Below are 22,136 nucleotides of genomic sequence, written 5' to 3' on the forward strand. Positions count from 1 at the left end.
AACCTTTTTCTTATCCCCAAGTAATTTCTAATTGATAGCTGGCAAAGGGGTGTCCCTCTTTGTTTTGCAGTTGATAGGCCAGCTCAATCTTTTGCCCATCCAGTTTGTAGTGACTCGTTTGAATGATAAACTCCTGCATCCCCATTGGAGTAGGAATATAGGCCAAACTATCACTATCCTTTAGAAAACGCATGATGGTCTTGGGACTCGAGAAACGGGTCATCACCAGTTCTTCTTCATGAAGCTTGAGAACCACTTTTTCCTTTTCCTCATTGTAGAAAAGCAGATAGCTAGAATCCCCTTTTTCATGCACTTCCACGTCATAAAGTTGGTCAATGACTTCCAATTGTTCATCAAACTGAATCCTATTTCGCATCCGAATCTTCACATCAAATCCTCTTTCTTGTCTCTTATCCTACTATTTTACCAAAAAGAACAGGATTTTGCTATAATGGTCATATGAACGAAAAAGTATTCCGTGACCCAGTTCACAATTATATCCATGTAAACAATCAGGTCATCTATGACTTGATCAATACAAAAGAATTTCAACGCTTGCGTCGTATCAAACAGCTAGGAACTTCCAGCTATACTTTCCATGGTGGGGAGCACAGTCGCTTTTCCCACTGTTTGGGAGTCTATGAGATTGCTCGTCGTATCACAGAGATTTTTGAAGAAAAATATCCTGAAGAATGGGATCCTGCTGAATCTCTCTTGACCATGACCGCTGCACTCCTTCATGACCTTGGGCATGGTGCTTACTCGCATACTTTTGAACATCTCTTTGATACAGACCACGAAGCCATCACTCAGGAAATTATCCAAAGTCCTGAGACAGAGATTCACCAAGTCCTGCTACAAGTAGCGCCAGACTTTCCTGAAAAAGTGGCTAGTGTCATCGACCATACCTACCCTAACAAACAGGTCGTACAGCTCATTTCCAGTCAGATTGATGCAGACCGCATGGACTATCTCTTGCGCGACTCTTATTTTACAGGAGCATCTTATGGGGAATTTGACCTGACTCGCATCCTTCGAGTCATTCGTCCAGTCGAAAATGGTATCGCCTTTCAGCGCAATGGCATGCACGCCATCGAAGACTATGTTCTCAGTCGCTACCAGATGTATATGCAGGTTTATTTCCACCCAGCAACACGGGCCATGGAGGTTCTCCTACAAAATCTCCTCAAACGCGCCAAGGAACTCTATCCTGAAGACAAGGACTTCTTTGCACGCACTTCTCCACATTTGCTACCTTTTTTTGAAAAGAAAGTTACTCTATCTGACTATCTGGCACTTGATGACGGCGTGATGAATACCTACTTCCAACTCTGGATGACCAGTCCTGACAAGATACTAGCCGACTTGTCACAACGTTTTGTCAACCGCAAGGTCTTTAAATCCATTACTTTTTCAGAAAAAGACCAAGACCAACTCGCAACCATGAGACAGCTGGTTGAAGAAATCGGCTTTGATCCAGACTACTATACTGCTATTCATAAGAACTTTGACCTCCCTTATGATATCTATCGTCCCGAATCTGAAAATCCACGGACACAGATTGAGATTCTACAGAAAAATGGTGAACTGGCAGAACTCTCTAGCCTGTCTCCTATCGTCCAATCTCTTGCTGGCAGCCGCCACGGAGACAATCGTTTCTATTTTCCAAAAGAAATGTTGGACCAAAACAGCATCTTCGCAAGCGTTACCCAGCAATTTTTACACTTGATTGAGAACGATCATTTTACCCCAAATAAGAACGAATAGAGGAAATTTATGAGTATTAAACTAATCGCCGTCGATATCGATGGTACCCTGGTTAACAGTAAAAAGGAAATCACTCCGGAAGTCTTTTCTGCCATCCAAGATGCCAAAGAAGCTGGTGTCAAAGTCGTAATTGCAACGGGTCGTCCTATCGCAGGTGTTGCCAAACTTCTGGACGACTTGCAATTGAGAGACGAGGGTGACTATGTCGTAACCTTCAATGGTGCCCTTGTTCAAGAAACTGCTACTGCCCATGAGATTATCAGCGAATCCTTGACCTATGAGGATTATCTGGATATGGAATTCCTCAGTCGCAAGCTCGGTGTTCACATGCACGCCATTACCAAGGATGGTATCTACACTGCCAATCGCAATATCGGAAAATACACAGTACACGAATCAACCCTCGTCAGCATGCCCATCTTCTACCGTACTCCTGAAGAAATGGCTGGTAAAGAAATCGTCAAATGTATGTTTATCGACGAACCAGAGATTCTCGATGCCGCAATTGAAAAAATCCCAGCAGAATTTTACGAACGCTACTCTATCAACAAATCTGCTCCCTTCTACCTTGAACTCCTTAAAAAGAATGTAGACAAGGGTTCAGCCATCACTCACCTAGCTGAAAAACTAGGATTGACTAAAGATGAAACCATGGCGATCGGTGACGAAGAAAATGACCGTGCCATGCTCGAAGTCGTTGGCAACCCCGTTGTTATGGAAAATGGAAATCCAGAACTCAAAAAAATCGCCAAATACATCACTAAAACAAATGACGAATCTGGCGTTGCCCATGCCATCCGTACGTGGGTATTGTAAAATGCTTAACTATAAAAAATAAACGACACCCCAAAAGGTAGAGATAAAATTCTAACTTATGGGGTGTTCTTTTTGAATATTGAATTCGTCACAAACGAGTTACCTTTATAAACTTGCAAAACAAATCACTCTTCCTCCTCAAACATCAGAGCATCCAGTTCTTCTCTTTCAGCCGCAATCTCTTCGAAGGTAGAAATAATATTATTTAATAATTCTAAGGTGATAATACTAGTCGAATCCCTCATCGTAACCTTAGTCCCAATGGCACTCAACTCATGGATGAGTGCTCTGACCTTTTTCAATTCGTCCAAATCTAACATGTCTACTTCTATTACCGTGTCATGATCATTTATTCTGGATTGGATTAAAGAGAAAGGCAAGGATGAATAATTTCTTAACAACTTATAGGTCCCTGACTTGTCACCTATAGAATCTATACAAATAGCTAGCATCATTTTTACTCCTTTATACTTGAAAACATCAGTATCCCATGTCTACAAGGAAGAGATATAAGCTTGAATCTCCTCTATCATACATCGATTTGTCGTTCTTACTCTTATAGCTAGAAGCCATAAAGATAAAGCAAGTACAATAGCTTGCTTGAAAGTTAAGGAATTAAAAATTGATTTTCATAATCTTTTGGGAGCTCATAAGATATTTCTCCATTGCTATTACCAAATCGACTTTGATTAAAAATTGGAAATAGCTTGGAGTCGTACACAGTTTTTATAACAAAACGTTCTCTTTCAAAACTAATAGTTGCAGCTACTGAGGGATCCTTAAAAACTGACTGTTCCCCTTGGGAATGCAAGCGAACGTCTATAGTAGCTACTTCTTCAGGATATTTCTCAAATCTAACATCAAAACGAATGTCGCTACCTGTCGAAGGAATGTACATTTGATATTCACTTACACTGATACTTTGAATCTTTCCTAATTTCTGTTCCAATTCTGGGTCGTTTCTATACAGGTCTGTTTGGATAGCTAGTTTGAAATTTTCCTCATGTTCTTGTAGCCATCTGTTAAGAAGACGAATCATAGTTTCTTTTTGAGCTTGCCTGGATGCATCCTTGCTCTTGCGAACAAGTTTATTCATAGTTTCAGTTAATTTATCTTGCTCTCGCTTCCAATCCCATGAGGGATCACTTGATACCTCTACTACTGATAAGTACCATTTCCTCATAGTTTCAGGAGATTTATAAGGATTGGGTTTTATAAATGTAAAAGGACCTATAGCAGCATCAGGAAAGTATAATTCTACTTTCATTGACTGCTTTCGATTATTATTAGCATAAGCTGTAAAGGAAATATGATAATTTCCACCTACATCTCCACCATTATCAAAGCCTCCCCTCGCAGAACCCGGTAAAAGCGTCACTGACTTTATATATTGCCCTTGACTGTCTATGTCTGCAATAATTTCGCTTTTGATAGAATCCGCATGATCATGAATAAACTTACCAGTGTTCCCAATCGGTATCCTAATTAACAAATATGACAAACCAACAATAATAAAGGGAACGGAAATCGCAAGGAATATCCACTTGTTCGATTTTAACATAATATCTCCTGATGCTCATTAAAAATCAGTTATAAAACAGCTTTTATAGTGCTTTATCTTTCAACTCGACGATTACTTTTTTCAATTTCATTCATTTATTATCCTCCCGTTGTTTAAATATAGTTAAATCTATTTGAACAGCCTCATCCTTAGATTCCATTAGTATTGAAATTCCATAGATTGTTCCACTAGAGTAGTCTAATATTATTCGACAGGTCGTATCTTCTGGCATATCGTACTTATTTTTAAGATATTTATAGAGGTCAGAATGATTTTCTGGTTCATAGATAATATCACGAAGCTCTGTTTCTGCACTCTTAAAGGTTTCTTTTATATTCAAGGAAGCGAAATAATCTCTTTGTACTACCAAATTAAGAATTTCTTCATCATATAAAGGAGTTACCTCCGACCCATAATTTAACTTCCCATTAGAGTAAGTAACAGGAACTGTTTCTTTATTATCCCCAATTTTTATTGTATAGTCACCCTTAATGTCAGATTGGCTAGTATCTAAGAATACTTTATAATTCTTTACTACGTTTCCACTCTCTATATAAATACTATTTTTGTAAAGCTTTAATCCATTAAACTCCTTCTTGTCTTGCTCTAAAAATTTAAATATAGGTTCAAACGTTTTTTCAAATTCGTACTGTTCTTTTGTTCTGTTTTTTGGAATAGTTTCTCCGCCTGAACCACATCCATTTAGCGCAAAAAGGGTTAAAATCATTAACATTACACTAACAACCCAAAATAAGCGTTTATTTTCCTTCATCTCTTTCTCCTATACATTCTATGCCTATTATAACATAAAAGAGAGCGTTTCCGCTCTCTTTGTCACTCTGGTACTTCTACCTTCAAGCTCATATCTGTATTCTGTAATGTCTTCTGAACCGCAGCGAGAAAGGCTAGTCCATTATCAGACGGAGAATACTGGAATGTGATATGGATGACTTTTTTGTCAAAGCTATCGCCATATCGCTCCACGTACTGCTTACTTTCGAGGAAGTAGATATAGTTGTTGAGTTTTTCTTGAAGCTTCAACAAATGCTCCTCTTCGGTATCTGGAAGCCAAAGATTACCATCAATTAATAAAAGTTCCAAGTCTGTATCACTCGTTCCGATTGCATCAATTTCTGAAACCTCTAACTGAATAGGGATACTCTTAATCCTACATCTAAACTTTACAATCTCATATAATTCTTCAATAGCATCCTTTTCTCTTTCAAAACTAGCTTTTTCATATAACTGTTGACGTTCAGTCACCTCATACACTATAAATCTATTTGCACTTAAATCCTGATAATACCCTATCGCAAACTGCTCTAAAACTTTTTTATTTAAGTACACAGTATAATATCTAAGTTTATTGCTATTAAATTTTAAAAAGTCTAATAATTCCTGTTTTGTCATCAAAATTCCTCCATCATTGCTCTTATCAAGAATGTCTTTTCCTACAATTCTACCTTCTTAGGTGGATTGTAGTATTTTTCTTTGAATTCCTTAAGGATTTTCTCTACCTTTTCCACCTCATAATACTTGAAAGAAGGAATTGATTTAATATTTCCAATTAATCGAGCATAATATCCACTAGTTTTTAACTCGTTAGGAAGTTTTTCTATTGTATCAAGTATAAGAGGAACTAATTTTCTTGTATCAATTTCAAAAGGAAGGGGTTTATATTCCGCCAGAATGAAATCTTGAAGCAATAAATATTCCGTAACTTGCCATATTTTCTTTTCATCAATACTTAAAGAGAACTCTTTTAATATCTCAAATGTCCTTTTCTCTATATCTTTATCACCTTCTACATATAGAGGGAATAAACAATATTCCATCAACACCTGAATATCAGTGTATTCTGTTATCATTGAGTTGCGTTGTTGAAAACGATACCTAATATCGTCTCCAAGAAATGCTTCTGCTTCTTTCCCTTCCTTCATTATTTCACGATAGTCTTTTACAAAATTTTGATAATCTTTAGGCTCTGGTATTTCAAATTTTTTCATTTAGTTACTCCATTGGTTTATTCTGCCTATTTCTGGGTATTTACTTAGTCTATTGTTGAATAATGGTATTAAAACTTTGTCTTATTATAGCATAAAATAAATACAGAAAAAATAAAATGGGGAACTTAAGGAAAAAGAAGACCATCTGAAAAAACTATCAGATGGTAAACTTTTCATGAACGGACTAATAAGTTTCTTAGAATGTTAGTTTTGTGATAACTTCTGCAACATTTCAGGAGAAATTGGGTTTACAAGAACGTATTTGGCATCCAACATATAGATACCCTCGGTCAACGACTCTAAGAACTGACGATAAGGAACCTCGGCTAGTTTTTCCCCACCGGCTGTCATGATAAACAGTCGTGCCACTGCAACCTTACTTCCTCGATACTCTTGTAAATATTGAGGTTCTAGCTCTGGTTGAGCCGGCAAAATAGTTCGTCCTTCACTATTTAGATAATTGATAGGGATAATGATGTCCTCTCCATTTTGCTCTACTTTAAAAACTTGCTGCTCAGAGTAATAAGCATTTAGCTGTTGGGTAAAGCGCAAACGCTGGTCATAACTATTTAAGAGTTGATCATCCGGTACATGGATAATCTGCCCTAGGTAGAGTTCATTGATGTAAATAGGACGTTTCACTCCCATAATTTCCACGATGGGATGAACTTTTACTTCCTTAGTCAATTCTGAAAGAGCTGATAAGAAAATATCTGTGAAATGAAAATCAAGAATGGAATCTTTATCATAGTCCACTCCATCATGTTCACACACACTTACATCTAAGAGAACCAGCAAAGTTTTCAAGAACATCAAGGCCCCAGTCCAGTCATAAGCTGTCGCCAAATCTGGAACAGATACCTGATAGGCTTGACCATCAAAAGATAGACGGAACCCTAAACTAGACTTCTCTTTGACCCCAAACTGAACAGAATGGAAATCCGAAATAAGAGAGTCTGCAGATGGCTTTAAGCCCGCATCCTTAGCAGAAACGCTGTAACATTCAAAAAATTCTGCTTGAAGCACCTCACCAATGCTTAGTGATTGGTTGCTTTTTATTGTAAAATTAACTGATTTCATATTTTTCTCCTTCGGTCTACTGGCAAATTCTTTCTACGACGTAGAATCGTTACTTCGCTGACAGGGATTTTTCCTGATGCATACGTGATAAGACCGTACTTATCATCCATCAATTCCGCACCATCTGCTATATTGTTTTCATTTAAAAATTCTTTATCAGAAACCAATATTCGCACATAAGAATCAGGTGCTGTGAAATCATCATCTCCACTCTTGTGACCAGCCATTGCAAATTCCTGACCTTTATATAGGACACGATCATAAACCGAATACCTCTGACTAACCTCACTATAAGGCACAAGCTTCCCGTATAGACCTTCTTCTTCACCATCTACATAGGAACTATAGGGGAAATAGCCTTCTTTCAACATTGCCGGATCTTCTGAAAGAAGGATATAGTCATTTATATAATTCACAAAATTAGAGTATACTTTGTTTTGATAAACTAGATATTCTTTACGCATACTAACCCTCCACATATTCCATTATACCACAAAAAGAGAGCGGTTTTCGCTCCCTCAATTAAGCTAGTAATTCTACTTTTATATCTATCTATTCTGTAGTCTGTTCCTTAGCATGATTCTCTCTAAAATCTTTTTTGGATCTATCAATGACTCTACGCAATTCCTCATCATCAACTCCGGGAAGATGGAAATCATAGTTATGTGTCTCATCTTTTGAAGATTCCGTTCCTGAACTTTCTGCCTTAGTGCTCTCTTCAGTAGAAGACGATGCTCTAGAATCCGAGGAGTTAGCTCTTTCAGAACTAGAAGAGCTTGATGTTTTAGGTGTTTTGCGGTCCAATTTTGGTATCTTATTGATTTCCTCAATACTAGGTATTGGCTTATTCACTTTAACCGGTCTGTAGAGCATCGCAAAAGAGAAGAATAAGGCCAAAATAGTTCCAATAGCTGCTAAAGTTCTTTTACTGGATTCTGATGAGGGAATTTTGATACCACTGGTGCTAAGCTCTCTCCATTCAGGATGCTCTTTTTCTATCTCTTTTTTTTGTTCCCATAGCGGAACTAGCAGAAAATGATTAAAAGGCACAACTGTTCCCATAGCTGTTACTGCAAGTGGGATAAATCTAGAAAGATTAAAAATGAGTACTATGCTTAGTATTGCAAATATAGTAAATAGAAATATCACTAATCCTAAGCGAATTTTATATTCTTTTTTAATCTGGAGATATCGCTCTTGTGGCATTATTATTCCTCTTTTCATTATTCTGTAGTTTTCTACATATCCTTCCAAATCTAGTTTACGTGTTTGTCATACCATTCCTGATACTCTTGGTAACTGTTGAGCGGAGTCTCTTCCTTTGTTTATTTTCTTTACTCTATTCACTTGTTTTATTTTTGTCAAACACATTTTCACCTATTTCCGTCCAAAACCAATATTCTCTTGGAATTAAATCTAGGAAATATTGATATTTCCCAATCCATGGAGCTGATACATACTCTTCAAAAGAAATAGACTCTACGTAATTTGAGTACAATAACAAATTGTCCATATCAACAAATAAAGATGGGGCGAAATCATAAATAGCGTTCAGTTTATCCCTTTTATACTCATTAGCAAAGACTTTCCTTAACTCTGAAAGGTCGCAACTATATTTTTTCATATCCTCTAAAAAATAAAGGACATTCTCAGGCAATAAAAACGCGGAGCGCAATCTCTCTTTATCAATATGTTCTACATTATATCCCGCTTCTTCGTAATTAATATACCATAGCTCCAAGTCAGAAATATACCAAGAATACTGATTTTTGTACTTAAAAGCGACAACAATATTTTCACCATATTTTGCTCTAATCATTTTTTCTCCTTATTCAAATAAGTCTAGTTTTATAGCACTCAAGGAAATAGATTTTTGGAGTGCTATTCAAAACTATTTTTTAAAATTTCATATTCATGACATGTCAGTTCTACGAGCAAGATGCTCACGAGTGTTCCATCTTGAGAAAATCCTAATTTTACTCTCCCATTAGTCAGATACATAGTTTCCTTAGGATTAAGCAACTGTATTTTCAAAAAGTCTTTAGATAAAAAGACATCAAAGGACTGTTTCCTATCATGTAGTCCATTTGTAAACATGATAGTATCACGAAAAACAGGAATGCCTTCTATCTCTTCCACTTCTTCTAGACTCATGTCGCCCATTAAAGTCACATTTGAGACTTGGACAAGTATAATATTCATCAACCGAAAAGAATCTGGATTTATCCCAATCTCAAGTAGGCTATTATCGCCTACTAAACGGAAGTAAGCTTTTCGTATATAAGAGGGGAAACTTGAACATTCAATAGTAAGAGGCGTATAAAAGTCCACCTCAACATTGTAGGTATCTTCAATCACATGGCTTAATGTTAACATAGTCGCCCCTCTCAATTCTAAATGATATGAACTAAACTGATAGAGTAGTTCTCTTACTATATCAAGTTTTATAGCCATTAATCAGAAAGCACTTTTTTACATTATACCATATTATAAATCTAGTCCAGAAAAGATTGCAAAAGTTTAAGAATATTAGAAAAGAGAAGACAAACGCCTTCTCATTTTCTAACTCACTCTGGCAATTCTACCTTCAAGCTCATACCTGTATTTTGCAATGTCTTCTGAACCGCAGCAAGAAAGGCCAATCCATTATCAGATGGAGAATACTGGAATGTGATATGGATGACTTTTTTGTCAAACTGATCACCATATCGTGCTACATACCGCTTGCTTTCGAGGAAGTGAATGTAATTATTAATTTTTTCTTGCAGAATTTCCAGATGGACTGCTTCTATCTCTTCCTCCCAGCCAACTGGATCCACCAGAAGAAGCTCTAAATGACTATCAACTATACCAATTGCATCAAGTTCAGTTGACTTGAGCTTTGAGGAAATTGCTTTTTGTATCAGTTCTTCAAATTCTTTTTCGGAGAAATAGTGTCTCTTTCTATATATTTCAATAAGAAGAAATTCTGGATTATCTCTCAAAAATTGTATGTTAGCATCTTCTTGACTAATTTTTGATTTCCAAAATCCGAAGTTAGCATAATTAATTAATTCTTCACCATCATGTTCTCCCGACATATAACTATCTGCAGCTTCTTTGGGGATTTCTTGAACTACTTCTGGCATGGTAATATTAAAAGTTGGATAACGCAAGAAATACTTATCACCATCCTGACAAATTTCCAACATATCTTTTTTACTTAAATAAATTGTTTTCATTCTCATCTCCTTTTCCATCTACCAAATGTCTACTGATTAGTTATTCCCTATTTTGGGGCTGTTCTTATGATGTCATCCACTTTACTATAAAGGCCAGCGTCCTGTTTCAGCATAAACCATGACTTCGTATGCTCCCCTAGAAGATTCAAATGCTTTATCCATCAGTTCTTTAGTAATAGGATAGCGAACTTCTGGACCCATGACTCCGCCAATTTCTTTAAAGAAGCTAATTTCGTAATAGCCGTCTGTCTCATATACAATAAATCCATTGCCTCTATGTACAATCGTATCCGATTGATTATAATCTTCTAACTCATCTGCCTTTGGCCAACGATGATGTTCACAATAAAACATTACTTCTAAAGCATCTTTTTCTGATTTTGAAACACGTTCTGCTAATTCCTGGCTAATGGGAAAATTAAGCACTTCTTTCCCTCTACTCCATAGAATCTGATAATCATTGTTATTTTTTAATACCGTACAATTTTGGTATTGCAGCATTTCTGTTGTCATATAAATCAACTTTCTTTACTTTTTTTATTCTTCTTTATCATAGGCAAAAACAAAAAGATCTAGTTGATGCGCACATTTCTTATCAAACTCTCCATGACCTTCTTTCGCTTGTGTAAATTATTGGCCAAACACAAATAGAGAATAAACAAAAGCATCGAGTGGAAAAATAATGGCAAAAAACTAGGATATAACAGGAAGGCGACTAAAGATACTAACAAACTAATAAAGCTACCACGAATTACGGAAGAAACAACAGCTCCACTTTTCTTTACTACCTCTAGAAATTCTAAATACTCCAAATCTGTAAATAGAGCCGGATACAAATCCAAATCTTTCTTAAAATAGACATCCAGCGATTTCCCGAAAAGTAAGGAAAGACAAGAGAATAAAATCAAATAAAGATACTTGTGCTCAGCTATACTAAAGATTGTCAATCCATTCAGAAATCTGATAAAAGGAAGAAATAGCAATACCAGGGAAAGAATAACGTACTGTTGACTCTTAGAAGTTCTTTCTGGAATCGAAAAAAACAATTTCTTTGTCTTTAGGTCATAATAGACCAATTTGTTCTTAAACTCTCCTAGATGAACTAGTCCTTTATAATGTTTTCTCTTTTCTATCATTTCCACTCCCTTTCTAACCATAATCAAATGATACAAGCTTTTTCATAGCTTCAGTGAACTGGATTAGAGCTCTCTAATATCTGGAATTCAGTTTCATTTTATACCTTCCTTACTTAAGTGGTGATACATAATCATCTGGAAATTTGCCTTCAGATTCGATCCAAATAGTCTCTGCAATAGGCATTAACTCTTTTAATTCTTCTTGTGTAAAAAGTAATTGATTTTTCGGATTAGCTATCAGTATCTTTGGTCGTTCTTTGGCTCTTCCTCTTTTTATTTTATTGATTTCTTCTTCCATCGGTGGCCAACGATCGTGCTTAATCTTCCAAGATATTTCGAGTAGCGATCTCTCTCCACTTTCTAATAAGGCAAACAGCTCATTTGGTAATTTATAAACTACACGCTGAGGGGCAATTCCTCCCTCCTCATCAACATAATAAAGATGATTACCATCTCTCCAGATATGCTGACCGTAACCTTTTACCTCTTCAAATTGGATAACATCTTCCCATTGTAGTTTTGTTGGTTTCATTTGTATTTTCCCTTTTCTTATAACCCTTTCAGACTAAACTAGTAGAGCACTCATAATCTTTTTTATTTGGTATTCCAACATGATAGAACTACCTTAAAAATCAATGTTAACGTTTCCCATTATTATACCATACAAGCGCTTGATATGAGGGGTTTGCTAGTTAAAAACTAACAAAAAAACACTAGCTATCCAGTGTTTTGTTTCTAGTTTACTGCCCCCTGCAGGAATCGAACCTGCAACTACTCCTTAGGAGGGAGTTGTTATATCCATTGAACTAAGGGAGCTAGAGAAAAACCCTGCTGGGTGAGCAGAGTTTTTTAGTCGAATTAACGACGGATTTCTTTGATACGAGCTGCTTTACCTTGAAGAGCACGCAAGTAGTACAATTTCGCACGACGTACTTTACCGTAACGAACAACTTCGATCTTTTCAACACGTGGAGTGTGGATTGGGAAGATACGCTCAACACCTACACCGTTAGAGATTTTACGAACTGTGTAGTTTTCTGAGATGCCTGCACCTTTACGTGCAATAACAACACCTTCAAAAATCTGGATACGTTCACGGTTACCTTCGACAACTTTCGCGTGTACACGAACAGTGTCACCAGGACGGAATGATGGGATATCTGTACGAAGTTGACCTTCAGTCAAGCTTTGGATTAATGGATTCATTTTATTCTCCTATCTTTGTCAATCTTGAGGAACCTTCCTCAGCGGATAAACTGTATTTTTGTGCGTCCATTACACACAAGATACAGTTTACCAAATTTCCACCTAAAAGTAAAGAAATTTATAGCAGAATTCCTAAAAAAATCGCTAGAAAACCGCCTATATAAGTTAAGAGAAAATAGCTATAAAATACCTTCTTGTCACTGATTAGTCTTTGTAGCTCGTCATTCAAGGTTGAAAAGGTCGTTAACCCTCCACAAAAACCTGTCGCTAGGATGGCATAGATTTCCTTGGACTCCACATGATTGTAGAGTAGGCCGATCAAAAAACATCCTAGAAGATTGGCTATGAGAGTTCCTAGTGGCAATTTAGAAGCTTGATTATAGCGGGAAAAGAAATAACGCACCAAGGCTCCGAACCCGCAGGCGATTGCAAGATAAACGATTACCATTTCTTCCTCCCTAGAACATAAGCCAAAAGTAGACCTCCACCAATGCTCAAAAATAAGTAGATGCCTAAGCTAAGATAACGCCCGGTATCAAGCAGTTTCACAGCATCAAGCATTAAGCTAGAAAAGGTTGTTAAACCTCCACAAAAGCCGGTCCCCAGCGCCAAAACTAAGCCTTTACTAGTTTCCTTGTAGACCAGATAGCCCTTGACAAGATAAACCAAGCAGAATATTCCCAGATAGTTGACAAGGAGGGTCCCCCAAGGAAAGTCTGGACTGGCTGGTAACCAAGTGGAAATGAGATAGCGGACAAGGCCTCCCACCATTGCAGCCAGAAAAATTCCTAGCGGATAAAATTGTTCTTTTTTCATTTGATATTTTGATCCTGATAATCACGCGAACGTTTGAGAATGTCTGAAAAAGTCGCAACAATGGTCTCCTGATAGCGCTTATCTTCTACTCTATTTCTGACTTTTTCAAAAATGATTTCTTCTCTCTTAGTATCTAAAATAGGTTTTCCTGAGGCTTTCTTATAGGCAACTACACCCTCAACCAAGTGCATTCGTTCTTCTAGGAGCTTAACGATTTGGTCGTCGATTTGATCAATTTCTTGCCGAATAATATCTAAGTTCATACAGTCTCCTCCTTTATTTGAATTATTGTATCAAAAAGCTACCAAATAGGCTAGTAAAATCCCAAAATAATTAATAAAAAAACGCACTGACTTCTTCCAGTCAGCGCAATTTGATTCTTATCCTACTTTTGCAGCCAATTCTTCTGCGAATTGTTCCAAACGCTCGATGTCTTCTTCTTCAGCAGAGAGGTCCACTTTAACACACTCCGAACCTTTTTCTGCTCCTGTCGCTACAAAAACGCGATCAAAGTCATCAACAGCCTTACAGAATTCGTCGTAGAAGGTATCTCCTGAACCAACAACTCCATAGATTTTACCATTCAAGTTGAGGTCTGCAAGGTCTTCGTAGAAGTCCATCATCTCATCTGGCAATTCTCCATCTCCGTAAGTGTAAGTCGCAACGATTGCGATATCCGCTTCCAAGAAATCTGAAGCGTCAACAGTCGTACATTCATCAACATCGACATCCAATCCCAAGTCTCGCAATTTATCTGCTACAATATCTGCAATTTCTTCGGTATTACCGGTCATACTGGCAAATACAATTTTTGCTAATGCCATATCGTCCTCCTCAATTTATCTTTCTCCATTATATCATATCTTTTTCATTTTAAAAATAAAAATTCTTGTGCTACAATGAAATGAGAAAGAATTGAGGTTATTTATGGAAATTTGCCAGCAAATTTTAGAGAAAATCAAAGAATACGATACCATTATCATTCATCGTCATATGAAACCAGATCCTGATGCCTTAGGGAGTCAAGTGGGCTTGAAAGCTCTTCTCACACACCATTTTCCAGAAAAGACTATCAAAGCAGTCGGTTATAACGAACCAACTCTAACCTGGATGGCGGAAATGGATACTGTCCCAGACAGGGACTACCAAGGAGCTCTTGCTATTATTTGTGATACAGCGAATCGTCCTCGTATCGATGATAAACGCTACGAACAAGCTGATTTCACCATCAAAATCGATCACCATCCAAATGATGATATCTATGGTGACCTATCTTGGGTGGATACAAGTTCAAGCAGTGCCAGTGAGATGATTGCATTATTTGCTCAAGGAAATCAGCTAACTTTGTCTAGTGAAGCAGCACGACTTCTCTATGCAGGAATTGTTGGAGACACAGGGCGTTTTCTCTACCCTTCAACTAGTGCCCGTACCTTTAGAATAGCTAGCCAGCTCCGAGAAGTTGATTTTGACTTTGCTGGATTGTCTCGTCAAATGGATACCATGAGCTTCAAGATTGCAAAATTGCAAGGCTTTGTCTATAATCATTTAGAAGTTGATGAGAATGGAGCTGCACGCGTTCTACTTACTCAAGACATCTTGGAAAAATATAAGGTTACGGATGCTGAAACAGCTGCAATTGTCGGAGCACCTGGCCGAATTGATACTGTTAAGGCTTGGGCTATCTTTGTTGAACAAGCTGATGGTCACTTCCGTGTGCGAATGCGAAGTAAAATCACTCCTATCAATGAAATTGCCAAAGAACACGACGGAGGAGGACATCCATTAGCCAGTGGCGCCAATTCCTATAGTCTAGAAGAAAACGAACAAATATACAAAGAGCTGAAAGAGGCTCTACAGATTCACCAAGGCTAAGAAAGAATTTTCTTGGCCTTTTATATGCTAGATTCTTAAAATATACGGTTTCTTTGTACATCAGTTTATGGTATAATAAATCAAACTGAATAAAAGGAGACTTAATAATGGAAAAAAATCGTTTGTATATTCTCATTTCTGCTGGAGTAGCAATCCTTGGTTCACTCTTGCCATGGGCTAGTTTAAATGCAGGTTCTTTTGGGTCCTATAGCGTGAATGGTTACCAAGGAGATGGGTGGTTTGTCATTATCGCAGCTATTGTATCTATTGTTCTTGCGTGCTTGAATAATATGAATAAAGCAATGTCTAAAGGGTTCTCAATTGGTGTCATTGTTGCAGGTGCAATTGCAACTCTTGTCACACTAAATAGTCTCTTTAATGTAAATAAATACATGTCTAACTTTGGTGGATATGGCATTTCAATCGGCTTTGGTTTGATTTTGGCTATTCTTGCTAGCATTGCACTAGTTGTAACTGGTCTCTTGGCAATGTCAGGTGGTAAAATTACAAAAGAGTCATTTACTGAATTAGCTGAGTCTGGTAAAGATTTTGCTCAAACTGTCGGACGTGTAACAAGCTCTACCGTTAAAACTGCGGTCGAAGAAATCAAAAAAGAATCTCAAGAACGTAAAAAAGAAGAAACTACTGCTGAAAAAACAGAGACAGCTAAAGAGGAAACCGAGCAAAAAGAAGAAGCTAAGGAACCAGCTAATGTGGAAGCTGAATCAACAGAAGAAAATGCAGAACCAGTAAAAGAGGAAACTACTGAATCTGAAACAAAAACAGAAGCTGAGCCAGTAGCCGAACCAACAGAAACAGAGGCTGAAGCTGAAACTGTAACAGAATCAACAGAAAAAGAAACTACTGAATCTGAAAAAGAAGCTGAATCAGCAGCAGAAAACGTAGAACCAGTAAAAGAACCAGAAGTAAAAAATCAACAAGAAGAAAAAGCTCCAAAACAAGAGAACTAATCATTCTTCTACCGTCACTCCAGTAAACACTGGAGTGATTTTTTATCAAGATTTTTAATAAAATCAGGGAAAAGACTTGCCAAACTTATCAGAATCTGATAGACTAGTATGGTAACAATCTATGGCTCGCAAAGAGACCATGGCAGAAAGGAAATATTGCAAAATGAAAAAAGATATCCATCCAGAATATCGCCCAGTTGTCTTCATGGACACAACTACTGGTTACAAATTCCTTAGCGGTTCAACAAAACGCTCTAACGAAACTGTTGAGTTCGAAGGCGAAACTTACCCATTGATCCGTGTGGAAATTTCATCAGACTCACACCCATTCTATACTGGACGTCAAAAGTTCACTCAAGCAGATGGACGCGTGGATCGTTTCAACAAAAAATACGGTCTCAAATAATGATAAAAAAGAACAGTTACCACTGTTCTTTTTTTGTACTTCTTTTTATGAACCAATCACTACTACTTTCTATTTGTCAACCTTCACGCTGACACTATGATTGATGTCAAACGAGGTTAAAAAATATCGAAAAGAAGCTTGATATTGAGAATGGTCAAGATGATTGAAACTGCGTAACCTAGGATGGTGTTCCACTTGGCATTGGTAAATTCTCCCATCAGTGACTTCTTAGAGGTCAAATAGATTAAGGGGAAGATTGAAAACGGAAGAGCGATTGACAGAAAGACCTGTGAATAGACCAATAACTGATCCAAGGTTTTTTCTTGATGTCCAAACAAGACGGCGACTATAATCACAGGGAGCAAGGCAAAAATACGGGTACCGATACGGATCATCCACTGAGGCAATTTCAGATGTAAGAAACCTTCCATGACAATCTGTCCTGTCAAGGTGCCTGTAATGGTCGAATTTTGTCCACTTGCTAAGAGGGCTAGGGCAAATAAAGTTGACAGAGTTGAGCTGGCTATCGCTCCTGCTATTGTCGAATCCTGTAAAGCATTGTACATTTGGGAGAATGCCGAAATTTCAGATGCATGACCAAAAAAGAGAGATGCCCCTAAAATAAGAAGCAAGGAATTGACAATAAAGGCTAGGGACAACTGAAGATTTGAATCCCAGGTCATAAAACGCACGGCTTTTCGAACATCCTTCTTATCTTTGTGATTGATTTTCCTTGTTTGGGATAGAGAGGAGTGAAGATAGAGATTATGGGGCATGACTGTCGCTCCTACAATTCCTAGAGCCAAGGTCAATTGGCTTTCATGACCAGGCAATGGTGTTTCAAATAATGTTGGAGTCGGTAAATAACCACCAAAGATACCCTGAATACTTGGATTGGATAAGGCCACCAGATAGGTAAAGATGGCTAATATGGTTAAAATAAGAGTCGTCACAATGGCTTCAATTTTTTTGAAGCCAAATTTCATCAACAACAACAAAAGAAATACATCTAAAACGGTTAAGAGGATAGCGACCATAATCGGTATTTTAAATAAAAGATTTAAGGCAATCGCTGAGCCTAAAACCTCGGCTAAGTCTGTCGCCATTAAAGCTAATTCTAAAATCACCCAAAGACTATAGCGAAGCCATTTGGGAGCATGATGTGCAGTTGCCTGTGCTAGGTCCATCTTAGTTACGATACCGAGCTTTCCAGCCATCTGTTGTAGCTGCATAGCAATGATGGATGAAATCAAAATAACAAATAAGAGACTATATTTGTAGGAAGCACCACCAACCACACTAGTAATCCAGTTTCCAGGATCCATATAACCAACTGCTACAAGAGCTCCAGGTCCTAAAAATGCTTTTAGATTTTGCCAAAAATGATTGTTATTGGGAGTTTCAATAGATTGATTGATCTCAGAAAGAGAGACTTTTTTGTAAGAAGACATCGGAATTTTACACTTTCTAATCTGTCTTTACTTTTTTTAATGGAATTTTTGAAAATATAATGAAAATAATTTCCCATTTCTAATTCATCCTTATTATATCACATTTTAGAATGATTCTTAAGGAAAGCATGATAGTTGAAATAGGCAATATCAGTATTGCAAAAGCCAGCGTTTTCTGACGCTGGCTTTAAAACTTTGAAAATATTTTTTCAATTAGATTGCTTCTGTGACAAAACTACGGCTTTCTAGCACCTTGAGCATGGCATTAGCTGTATCTAGGGCTGTGAATAGGGGCACGCCGTGTTCAATAGCTGAACGGCGGATTTGCTCACCATCTTCGTCAGCAGTTCGTTTGGTTCCGACAGTATTGATGATTGCTTGAATTTTCCCTTTGCGGACAAAACTTGGGATATCCTTCTCATCATCACCGATCTTACCAACAGGCTGGGCATGCAGTCCATGACTAGCAAAGAAGGCTGCAGTTCCTTCTGTCGCGAGGATACCGTAACCGATATTTTGGAAACGACGAGCCAAGTCCAAGGCTTCATCTTTGGCATCATCAGCGATGGTAAAGACCACATTTCCAAAGGTTGGCAAGTGCAGGTAAGAAGCTTCAAAAGCCTTGTACAAAGCTTTTTCAAGAGTTGTATCAGAACCCATGACTTCCCCTGTTGACTTCATTTCAGGACCGAGCAAGCTGTCTACCTTAGCTAGTTTCGTAAAGGAGAAGACTGGAGCCTTGATATGAACGCGAGTACTTTCTGGGTAAAGTCCATCTTGATAACCAAGTTCTTCAAGACTTTGACCAAGAATGAGCTTAGTCGCTACCTGAGCCATAGGAATATTGGTTACCTTAGAAAGGAATGGCACCGTACGGCTGGCACGTGGATTGACCTCAATAACGTAAACTTTTTCATCCTTGATGACAAACTGAATGTTCATCATTCCGAGACAGTTAAGACCAATTGCTAGGCGTTTGGTGTAGTCTGCGATAGTTTCCTGAACCTTTTGCGACAAGGTTTGTGGTGGGTAAACGGCCATTGAGTCACCTGAGTGGACACCGGCACGTTCGATGTGCTCCATGATACCAGGGATGAGGACATTTTCTCCGTCTGAGATGGCATCGACTTCGCACTCTTGCCCAACGATGTAAGAGTCAACAAGGACTGGATGGTCTGGACTAGCCTTAACAGCGGTACGCATGTAAGAGCGAAGGTCTTCCTCATTTTCCACGATTTCCATAGCACGTCCACCCAAAACATAAGAAGGACGAACGAGAACTGGGAAACCAATTTTGCGAGTTGCAAGCACAGCTTCTTCTTCATTAGTTGCTGTTTGACCAGGTGGCTGTGGAATATCCAAGTCTTTAAGGGCTTGCTCAAAGAGGTCACGGTCTTCGGCACGGTCTAGGTCAGCAACCTGTGTACCAAGGATGGTCACACCTGCTTTTGCCAATGGCTCTGCAAGGTTGATAGCTGTTTGACCACCGAACTGAACGATAACGCCTTTTGGTTGCTCAAGGTCAATGACATTCATGACATCTTCGAATGTCAATGGTTCAAAGTAGAGCTTATCAGACACAGAGAAGTCCGTAGAAACGGTCTCTGGGTTTGAGTTCATGATAATAGCTTCATAACCAGCAGCCTGGATAGCCTTAACTGAGTGAACAGTTGCGTAGTCAAACTCAACCCCTTGTCCGATACGGATTGGACCTGAACCTAGGACAAGTACAGATTCCTTATCAGACTTGATAGACTCATTTTCCCAGCCATAGGTTGAATAGAAATATGGTGTTTCAGAGTCAAACTCCGCCGCACAGGTATCGACCATTTTGTAGACTGGGATAATCTTGTTTTCCAAACGAAGTTGGCGAACTTGGTCAGCTGTAGTGTTCCAGAGTTCCGCAATCTTACGGTCTGAAAATCCATTGAGTTTAGCTGTTTTCAAAACTTCTAGATCTTGTGGATGGGCACCCAATTCTTGCTCGATTTCAAAGATATGCAAGAGTTTATCTAGATAGAAGATATCAATCTTGGTCAATTCAGCAATTTCTTCTGGTGTGTAACCACGGCGAATAGCCTCTGATACGTAGAAAAGACGGTCATCTTGGGCTTTCACAACCTTTTCAATCAAGGCATCATCCGAAACAGTTGCAAGTTCAGGCATTTCATTGTGGTGAACGCCAATTTCAAGTGAACGACATGCCTTGAGAAGTGACTCCTCGATGTTACGACCGATCGCCATGACTTCACCAGTTGCTTTCATCTGAGTTCCAAGACGACGTTCCCCTTTTTCAAACTTGTCAAATGGGAAACGTGGAATCTTAGCAACGACGTAGTCAAGGGCTGGTTCAAACATAGCATAGGTTGAACCTGTAACTGGGTTGATGACCTCATCCAAGGTCAAACCGACGGCAATCTTAGCTGCCAATTTAGCAATCGGATAACCCGTCGCCTTAGAAGCAAGGGCTGACGAACGCGATACACGAGGGTTTACTTCGATAACATAGTACTTGAAGCTATGCGGATCAAGGGCCAGCTGAACGTTACACCCACCTTCAATCTTGAGAGCGCGGATAATGCTCAAGCTCGCGTCACGTAGCATTTGGTTTTCATAGTCAGACATGGTTTGCGCAGGGGCGAATACGATGGAATCCCCTGTGTGAATCCCCACTGGGTCAAAGTTTTCCATGTTACAAACAACGAGGGCATTGTCAGCTGAATCGCGCATGACTTCGTACTCGATTTCCTTGAAACCTGCAATCGAACGCTCAATCAAACATTGGGTAACAGGTGATAACTTCAAACCATTTTCAGCGATTTCACGCAATTCTTCCTCGTTAGCACACATACCACCACCAGTACCACCTAGGGTAAAGGCTGGACGAACGATGACTGGGTAACCAATTGTCGCTGCAAAGGCAACTGCTTCTTCTACTGTGTTGACAATTTCAGATTCAGGGATTGGTTGCTCAAGCTCTTCCATCAACTGTTTAAAGAGGTCACGGTCCTCAGCTTGGTCGATGGCAGACAATTTAGTACCCAGAAGTTCTACTCCAAGCTCATCTAGAATTCCATTTTTAGACAATTCCATGGCCATATTGAGCCCTGTTTGGCCTCCAAGAGTTGGAAGCAAGGCATCTGGACGTTCCTTACGGAGAATACGTGTCACAAACTCGAGTGTGATCGGTTCGATGTAGACCTTGTCCGCAATCTCCTTGTCCGTCATGATAGTGGCAGGATTTGAGTTCACCAAGACAACTTCATAACCTTCCTCTTTCAACGACAAGCAGGCCTGGGTCCCAGCGTAGTCAAACTCAGCAGCCTGACCAATAATAATCGGACCAGAACCAATCACCATAATTTTTTGAATATCAGTACGTTTAGGCATAGTTTATGATACAAAGCCCGTAAAGAACACAGTGAAAATAGGAAACTCGGTGCAGACGCCTTCAACGTCAAGACGATGTTTATCTTTTTCACACGGTTCTTAGGGCGTGTTCACTTCCGCGAACAATGTATCTTCTCCTTTCTATTCGGCAACTCTCTGGTTGTCATTAAATAAATTCTCCGACGATTTTTTAGAGAAACGATATTTTTCGATAAAAAATCTAGTGCAGGGAGTTTTTAGTTCGCCTGATAGCGACTAAAAGAAACGACCTGCCTTTCTATTCGTCGCCTCACAAAGCGACATTAAATAAGATACAAAGGACGAATAGAAAGCGATTAAATTTTAGGAAACCAAGGAAGGATTGACAATCCAACTTGGTTTCTCTAAATTCCTAGCTTTCCGTCCGTGTTCAGTTACATAAATTCTCCGACGATTTC

General features: G+C 38.5%; 26 protein-coding genes and 1 tRNA gene. 5 read left to right on the forward strand and 22 right to left on the reverse strand.

The genetic code is table 11. From position 1 onward, the window contains the following. Positions 1-10: 10 nt before the first annotated feature. Positions 11-388 carry a YwiB family protein gene (locus B7714_RS07045; RefSeq protein WP_084860081.1) on the reverse strand — a complete coding sequence of 126 codons (378 nt, stop codon included), beginning with the start codon at positions 386-388 and terminating at the stop codon, positions 11-13. 71 nt (positions 389-459) lie between these two features. Between B7714_RS07045 and B7714_RS07050 the strand changes: the two genes are divergently transcribed. Further along, a complete protein-coding gene (locus B7714_RS07050) occupies positions 460-1,767 on the forward strand; it encodes an HD domain-containing protein (RefSeq protein WP_084860082.1) in 1,308 nt (435 codons plus the stop codon). Positions 1,768-1,776: 9 nt separating this feature from the next. Next, entirely contained in the window at positions 1,777-2,583 is an 807-nt protein-coding gene (gene yidA, locus B7714_RS07055; RefSeq protein ID WP_084860083.1) for a sugar-phosphatase, read from the forward strand. 125 nt (positions 2,584-2,708) lie between these two features. On the opposite strand, the gene B7714_RS09975 is transcribed toward yidA, so the two are convergent. From B7714_RS09975 to B7714_RS07155, 19 genes are all read right to left on the reverse strand, one after another. Next, the gene (locus B7714_RS09975) at positions 2,709-2,903 is read right to left on the reverse strand and encodes a hypothetical protein (protein ID WP_239823558.1); all 195 of its coding nucleotides are present in this window, start codon (positions 2,901-2,903) and stop codon (positions 2,709-2,711) included. Positions 2,904-3,190: 287 nt separating this feature from the next. Then, entirely contained in the window at positions 3,191-4,144 is a 954-nt protein-coding gene (locus B7714_RS07065; RefSeq protein ID WP_084860084.1) for a hypothetical protein, read from the reverse strand. A 91-nt stretch (positions 4,145-4,235) separates the two neighbouring features. After that, a complete protein-coding gene (locus tag B7714_RS07070) occupies positions 4,236-4,916 on the reverse strand; it encodes a hypothetical protein (RefSeq protein ID WP_084860085.1) in 681 nt (226 codons plus the stop codon). 62 nt (positions 4,917-4,978) lie between these two features. Beyond that, positions 4,979-5,554 carry a DUF6572 domain-containing protein gene (locus B7714_RS07075; protein ID WP_084860086.1) on the reverse strand — a complete coding sequence of 192 codons (576 nt, stop codon included), beginning with the start codon at positions 5,552-5,554 and terminating at the stop codon, positions 4,979-4,981. Positions 5,555-5,595: 41 nt separating this feature from the next. Then, positions 5,596-6,150, reverse strand: coding sequence for an NAD glycohydrolase toxin immunity factor (gene ifs / locus B7714_RS07080; RefSeq protein WP_084860087.1), 555 nt, complete (start codon positions 6,148-6,150; stop codon positions 5,596-5,598). 204 nt (positions 6,151-6,354) lie between these two features. Then, complete coding sequence (locus tag B7714_RS07085) at positions 6,355-7,230, reverse strand: DUF4299 family protein (protein ID WP_084860088.1); 876 nt, start codon at positions 7,228-7,230, stop codon at positions 6,355-6,357. Continuing rightward, positions 7,227-7,694: a hypothetical protein gene (locus tag B7714_RS07090; protein ID WP_084860089.1), complete on the reverse strand. Its 468-nt coding sequence runs from the start codon at positions 7,692-7,694 to the stop codon at positions 7,227-7,229. The genes B7714_RS07085 and B7714_RS07090 overlap by 4 nt, the downstream gene beginning before the upstream one ends. Positions 7,695-7,782: 88 nt before the next feature. Then, positions 7,783-8,436 carry a hypothetical protein gene (locus B7714_RS07095; RefSeq protein ID WP_084860090.1) on the reverse strand — a complete coding sequence of 218 codons (654 nt, stop codon included), beginning with the start codon at positions 8,434-8,436 and terminating at the stop codon, positions 7,783-7,785. A 133-nt stretch (positions 8,437-8,569) separates the two neighbouring features. Beyond that, positions 8,570-9,049, reverse strand: coding sequence for a hypothetical protein (locus B7714_RS07100; RefSeq protein WP_084860091.1), 480 nt, complete (start codon positions 9,047-9,049; stop codon positions 8,570-8,572). Between the two features lie 62 nt (positions 9,050-9,111). Continuing rightward, positions 9,112-9,606, reverse strand: a complete 495-nt coding sequence (locus tag B7714_RS07105; RefSeq protein ID WP_084860092.1) for a hypothetical protein — start codon at positions 9,604-9,606, stop codon at positions 9,112-9,114. Positions 9,607-9,797: 191 nt separating this feature from the next. Beyond that, on the reverse strand, positions 9,798-10,451 hold the full coding sequence (locus tag B7714_RS07110; RefSeq protein WP_084860093.1) for a DUF6572 domain-containing protein: 654 nt from the start codon (positions 10,449-10,451) through the stop codon (positions 9,798-9,800). 84 nt (positions 10,452-10,535) lie between these two features. Then, positions 10,536-10,964: a hypothetical protein gene (locus B7714_RS07115; RefSeq protein ID WP_084860094.1), complete on the reverse strand. Its 429-nt coding sequence runs from the start codon at positions 10,962-10,964 to the stop codon at positions 10,536-10,538. A 732-nt stretch (positions 10,965-11,696) separates the two neighbouring features. Next, positions 11,697-12,119 carry a hypothetical protein gene (locus B7714_RS07125; protein WP_000805166.1) on the reverse strand — a complete coding sequence of 141 codons (423 nt, stop codon included), beginning with the start codon at positions 12,117-12,119 and terminating at the stop codon, positions 11,697-11,699. A gap of 212 nt (positions 12,120-12,331) precedes the next feature. After that, a tRNA-Arg gene (locus tag B7714_RS07130) sits at positions 12,332-12,403 on the reverse strand. Between the two features lie 42 nt (positions 12,404-12,445). After that, positions 12,446-12,793, reverse strand: a complete 348-nt coding sequence (gene rplS, locus B7714_RS07135) for a 50S ribosomal protein L19 (protein WP_001068669.1) — start codon at positions 12,791-12,793, stop codon at positions 12,446-12,448. Between the two features lie 118 nt (positions 12,794-12,911). Beyond that, positions 12,912-13,241 (reverse strand): fluoride efflux transporter CrcB, encoded by a 330-nt coding sequence (crcB, locus tag B7714_RS07140; RefSeq protein ID WP_000237393.1) that lies wholly within the window; start codon positions 13,239-13,241, stop codon positions 12,912-12,914. Further along, on the reverse strand, positions 13,235-13,609 hold the full coding sequence (gene crcB, locus B7714_RS07145; protein WP_084860096.1) for a fluoride efflux transporter CrcB: 375 nt from the start codon (positions 13,607-13,609) through the stop codon (positions 13,235-13,237). The genes crcB (B7714_RS07140) and crcB (B7714_RS07145) overlap by 7 nt, the downstream gene beginning before the upstream one ends. Further along, positions 13,606-13,872, reverse strand: coding sequence for a chorismate mutase (locus B7714_RS07150; protein WP_084851695.1), 267 nt, complete (start codon positions 13,870-13,872; stop codon positions 13,606-13,608). Before B7714_RS07150 ends, crcB (B7714_RS07145) begins: the two co-directional genes overlap by 4 nt. 117 nt (positions 13,873-13,989) lie before the next feature. Continuing rightward, the gene (locus tag B7714_RS07155; RefSeq protein WP_001162125.1) at positions 13,990-14,433 is read right to left on the reverse strand and encodes a flavodoxin; all 444 of its coding nucleotides are present in this window, start codon (positions 14,431-14,433) and stop codon (positions 13,990-13,992) included. 103 nt (positions 14,434-14,536) lie between these two features. Here B7714_RS07155 and B7714_RS07160 point away from each other — a divergent pair, with 103 nt between their 5' ends. The 3 genes from B7714_RS07160 (at position 14,537) to B7714_RS07170 (ending at position 16,858) form a co-directional block, all read left to right on the forward strand. Then, complete coding sequence (locus B7714_RS07160; RefSeq protein ID WP_084860097.1) at positions 14,537-15,481, forward strand: DHH family phosphoesterase; 945 nt, start codon at positions 14,537-14,539, stop codon at positions 15,479-15,481. Between the two features lie 107 nt (positions 15,482-15,588). Beyond that, positions 15,589-16,452, forward strand: a complete 864-nt coding sequence (locus B7714_RS07165) for a lantibiotic ABC transporter permease (RefSeq protein WP_084860098.1) — start codon at positions 15,589-15,591, stop codon at positions 16,450-16,452. Between the two features lie 163 nt (positions 16,453-16,615). Next, positions 16,616-16,858: a type B 50S ribosomal protein L31 gene (locus B7714_RS07170; protein WP_000710762.1), complete on the forward strand. Its 243-nt coding sequence runs from the start codon at positions 16,616-16,618 to the stop codon at positions 16,856-16,858. Positions 16,859-16,974: 116 nt separating this feature from the next. Here B7714_RS07170 and B7714_RS07175 read toward each other — a convergent pair whose 3' ends face one another. Both B7714_RS07175 and carB read right to left on the reverse strand, forming a co-directional pair. Continuing rightward, positions 16,975-18,309, reverse strand: coding sequence for an Nramp family divalent metal transporter (locus B7714_RS07175; protein ID WP_033629962.1), 1,335 nt, complete (start codon positions 18,307-18,309; stop codon positions 16,975-16,977). A gap of 213 nt (positions 18,310-18,522) precedes the next feature. Next, positions 18,523-21,699, reverse strand: a complete 3,177-nt coding sequence (gene carB, locus B7714_RS07180) for a carbamoyl-phosphate synthase large subunit (protein ID WP_084860099.1) — start codon at positions 21,697-21,699, stop codon at positions 18,523-18,525. Between the last annotated feature and the right edge of the window lie 437 nt (positions 21,700-22,136).

The sequence above is a fragment of the Streptococcus oralis subsp. oralis genome, assembly GCF_002096595.1.
GTDB classification, from domain to species: Bacteria; Bacillota; Bacilli; order Lactobacillales; family Streptococcaceae; genus Streptococcus; species Streptococcus oralis_D.